Here is a 4,220-nt window from a genome sequence, read left to right on the forward strand (position 1 = left end):
GGATCCCCATGACCGCCTGCGCGGTCACGGACTTCCCCGACCCCGACTCCCCCAGCACCGCCAACGTCTCACCGGCGCGCACGCCGTAGCTCACCCCGTTGACGGCCCGCACCGCGCCGTCCTTGCCGGCGAACTCCACGTGGAGGTCGCGGACCTCCAGCAGCGGCGCGTCGCCGTCCTCGTCCCCGCCGCCCGGTCCGGGGGCGGGGTCGGTCTCCTCCGCGGTGGTCACGTGGGTACGCCTCCCTCAGCGCAGCTTGGGGTCGAGGGCGTCGCGCACGGCGTCGCCGAGCATGATGAAGGCCAGCACCGTCACGCTCAGCGCGGCGGCGGGGTAGAGCAGGATGTGCGGCGCGTTGCGGAACTGCATCCCGTCGGACGCCTCGGAGATGGCCACGCCCCACGAGACCGTGGGCGGCCGGAGGCCGATGCCGAGGAAGGACAGGGTCGCCTCCAACGCCACGTAGGTGCCCAGCGCGATGGTCATCACCACGATCACCGGGGCGACGGCGTTCGGCAGCACGTGGCGGACCAGGATGCGGGTGCTGCCGGCGCCCAGCGCCCGGGCGGCCTGCACGAAGTCGTTCTGCCGGACGGTGATGACCGAGCCGCGCGCGATGCGGGCCGCCTGGGGCCAGCCCAGCGCGACGATCACCCAGACCACCGGCCAGATGCCCTCGGCCCTGACCATGGCCAGGAAGACCAGGCCGCCCAGCACGATCGGGATGCCGAAGAAGACGTCGGTGACCCGGGAGAGCACCCCGTCGGCCCAGCCCCCGAAGAATCCGGCGAGCCCGCCGAGCACCCCGCCGACCAGGGCGGTCCCCAGCGTGGCGCACACCGCGACCGCGATGGAGGCGCGGGCCCCGTGGACGGTGCGGGTGTAGACGTCGCACCCCTGGGCGTCGAAGCCGAACCAGTGACCGGGCGCGGGACCGCCCAGCGCCCGGCCCAGGTCGCACGAGAGCGGGTCGCGGGAGGCGATCAGCTCCGGCCGCACGGCGACGGCCAGCAGGAAGAGGATCAGCAGGGCGGAGACGGTGAAGACGGGATTGCGCCGCAGGTCGTACCAGGCGTCCGCCCACAGGCCGCGCGTCCGCTCCCGCCTGCGCCGGTGGGCGCCCCTGCGGCGGGGGCGGGCGGCGGGCGCGGCCTCCTTCGGGGAGGCGGCCCCCGGGTCCTCCGGTGCCGGCGCCGGTGCCGGTGCCGCGGTGCCGGCCCCGGCGCCGGAGGGCACGGGCTGCGGCTCCTCGGGGTGGCTGCGGACGGTCGGTTCAGGCATAGCGGATCCTCGGGTCGAGCACGGCGTAGAGGAGGTCGACCAGCAGGTTGGCCGCCAGGAAGACCAGCACGAGGATGGTGACGAAGCCGACCACGGTCGGGGAGTTCTGCCGCAGGACGCCCTGGTACAGCTGGTAGCCGACGCCCTGGATGTTGAAGATCCGCTCGGTGACCAGGGCCCCCGCCATCAGGCTGCCGATGTCGGCGCCGAGGAAGGTGACCACCGGGATCAGCGAGTTGCGCAGCAGGTGGTGGGTGATCACCCGGTGCCGCGGCAGCCCCTTGGCCACCGCCGTGCGGACGTGGTCGGCCCGCGCGTTCTCGGCCACCGAGGTGCGGGTGAGCCGGGCGATGTAGGCCAGGGAGACCAGGGCGAGGACGACACCGGGCAGCAGCAGCTCGCCGAAGGGGGCCTGTGCGCTGACCGCCGGACTGACCAGCGGCCATCTGACGCCCAGCAGGAACTGGAGCGTGGCGCCGGTGACGAAGGTCGGGACGGAGATCACCAGCAGCGTCAGCAGCAGCACCGAGGTGTCGGCGCCCCGGCCGCGCCGCAGCCCCGCGACCACCCCGAGCACGACGCCGACCACCGTCTCGATGACCAGCGCGACCAGCATCAGCCGCACGGTGACGGGGAAGGAGACGGCCATCAGCTCGGCGACGGGCCTGCCGTTGAAGGCGGTGCCGAAGTCACCGGTGAAGACCTTGCCCAGGTAGAGCAGGTACTGCTGCCACAGCGGTCTGTCGAGGCCGAACTCCCGGCGCAGCCGGGCGGCGGTGGCGGGGTCGGGTGCCCGGTCGCCGAAGAGTCCGGCGACCGGATCGCCCAGCGCGTACACCATCACGAAGATCAGGAACGTCGTCCCGGCGAAGACCGGGACCATCTGGAGCAGCCTGCGGATGACGTAGCGCCCCACGGGCGGGCCTCCTCGTCGGGCGGGAGTGCGGCGGATCGGCGGAGTCGGCGGGATCGGCGGGGCGGCGCCGGGGTCAGACGACCTCGATGTCGGTGAAGACCGGCACCGAGAAGGGGTTGAGCCGCACGCCCCTCACCCGCTCCGAGTAGCCCGCGGTGCCGTTCTGGTACCACAGGGGGATGGCGGGGAGGTCCTCCAGCACGATCTTCTCCGCCTCCCGGAAGAGCCGCACCGCCTCCGACCGCTCGGCCGCGTTGGCCCGGTCCATCAGCTCGTCGAACTCCTCGCTGCTGTAGCCGGAGTCGTTGGAGGAGGCGTTCGTGTAGTACAGCGGCTGGAGGAAGTTCTGGATCAGCGGGTAGTCCATCTGCCAGCCGGCCCGGAACATCCCGGTCATCTCGTCGGCCGCGATGTCCCTGCGGTAGTCCGCGAAGGTGCCGACCGGCCGCACCCGGCAGGCGCCGTTGTCGTCCAGGACGTTGTTGATGCTGTTGCAGACGGCCTCCATCCACTGCCGGTGGGAGCCGGTGTCGACGTTGGAGGTGAGGGTGACGCGCCCGCCCGGCAGGCCGCCGGCCTCCTCGATCAGTTTCCCGGCCCGCTCGGGGTCGTAGGTGCACGTCGGCCCGCACAGCCCCTGGCTGTAGCCGCCCTCGGCACCGAGCACGGGCGAGGTGAGGTCGGTGGCCGGCACGCGGGTGCCGTGGTAGATCCGCTCGGTGATCCTCTTCCGGTCGATCGCCATGGAGATGCCCTGGCGGATCTTCCGCCCCTCCTCGCCCTGCCACTCCTGGCGGTACAGGGGGAAGGTGAGGGTCTGGATGATGCCGGCGGGCTGGTTGACGTAGCGGCCGTCCAGGTCGCGCTCGGCGTTCTTCAACTGGGAGGCGGGGATGTCGTCGGCGACGTCGAGGTTGCCGGCCTGGAGGTCGATGTAGGCGGTGTTGACGTCGGTGTAGACCCGCAGTTCGACGCCCTCGTTGCGGGCCTTGTCCGCACCGCTGTAGTCCTCGTTCCTGGAGAGCCTCATGCTCTGGCCCCGGGTGTACGACTCGACCTTGTACGGCCCGTTGCCGACCGGCTTGGCCAGCCACGCCTCGCGGTCGGTGAAGAACGCCTCGGGCAGTGGCGCGTAGGCGTTGTAGCCGAGGGTCTCGGGCCACTGGGAGAACTTCTGGTTGAGCCGGACCGTGAAGGTGTGCTCGTCCTTCACCTCCAGCCCGGACATGGTCTGCGCGGTGGGCCTGGCGTCCTCGGCGGCGGGGTGGACGTCCTCGTAGCCCTCGATGTACTGGAAGAAGTACGAGTTGACCTGGTTGTTGGTGACCAGGGCCCCGTAGTTCCAGGCGTCCACGAAGGACTCGGCCGTCACCGGCGTGCCGTCGCTGAACTTCCAGCCCTTCCCGATCCTGACCGTGAAGGTGCGCTGGTCCTCGGTGGTGATCGACTCGGCCACGGCGTTCACGGCCCTGCCGGTCCTCGGGTCGTAGCGCTTGAGGCCCCGGAAGATCATGTCCAGGACCTTGCTGCCCTGCACCTCGTTGGTGTTGGCGGGTTCCAGGGGGTGCTGCGGATCTCCCCACGAGGCCCGGACCACTCCGGTCTCGCCGCGGCCCGCCACTCCGCTGCCGCAGGCCGTGGTCACCGCGGCGAGCGCGGCCACGGCCGCGACGGCCCCGGTGAAGCGCGAGGCTGTGCGCATGGGGTGCCTCCCTGGGTCCTGGTCGTTCTTCCGACAAGACCCATATCACCCCATAGGGGTCACTTCCCCGCCGATGCCTCACCGAACACGGGAACGGACGCGAGAAACCCCCGGATGCCGGACGTCCGGCCGGGGGCGGCGGAGCGGGGGACGGACGCGAGGGGGCGCCCGGACCGGATGGTCCGGGCGCCCCCTCGTCCGCTCGGGTGCGTGCCCGACGGCGCGCGGTCAGGCCGCGTGCACCACGTCGCGTTCTTCGGCGAAGTGGCAGGCGGAGGGGTGGGCGGCGGGGGTGTCCCGGCCGGCGAACCGCTCGGGCA

The 4,220-nt window shown here is 72.0% G+C and carries 4 protein-coding genes; all 4 read right to left on the bottom strand.

Annotated features, from left to right (window positions below):
* Positions 1 to 232, bottom strand: a 232-nt coding sequence (locus ACFSJS_RS27840; RefSeq protein WP_380905265.1) for an ATP-binding cassette domain-containing protein, incomplete at its 3' end; no start/stop codon positions are given.
* Between the two features lie 15 nt (positions 233 to 247).
* A complete protein-coding gene (locus tag ACFSJS_RS27845; RefSeq protein ID WP_380905267.1) occupies positions 248 to 1,282 on the bottom strand; it encodes an ABC transporter permease in 1,035 nt (344 codons plus the stop codon).
* Positions 1,275 to 2,198 carry an ABC transporter permease gene (locus ACFSJS_RS27850; protein ID WP_380905269.1) on the bottom strand — a complete coding sequence of 308 codons (924 nt, stop codon included), beginning with the start codon at positions 2,196 to 2,198 and terminating at the stop codon, positions 1,275 to 1,277. Before ACFSJS_RS27850 ends, ACFSJS_RS27845 begins: the two co-directional genes overlap by 8 nt.
* 73 nt (positions 2,199 to 2,271) lie before the next feature.
* Entirely contained in the window at positions 2,272 to 3,900 is a 1,629-nt protein-coding gene (locus ACFSJS_RS27855; RefSeq protein WP_380905271.1) for a peptide ABC transporter substrate-binding protein, read from the bottom strand.
* Between the last annotated feature and the right edge of the window lie 320 nt (positions 3,901 to 4,220).

The sequence above is a fragment of the Streptomyces desertarenae genome (assembly GCF_042681365.1).
Taxonomy (GTDB): Bacteria; Actinomycetota; Actinomycetes; order Streptomycetales; family Streptomycetaceae; genus Streptomyces; species Streptomyces desertarenae.

Coding starts and splice junctions, on each gene's coding strand:
- ACFSJS_RS27845 (WP_380905267.1), bottom strand. CDS start 1,282: ATGCCTGAACCGACCGTCCGCAGCCACCCCGAGGAGCCGCAGCCCGTG.
- ACFSJS_RS27855 (WP_380905271.1), bottom strand. CDS start 3,900: ATGCGCACAGCCTCGCGCTTCACCGGGGCCGTCGCGGCCGTGGCCGCG.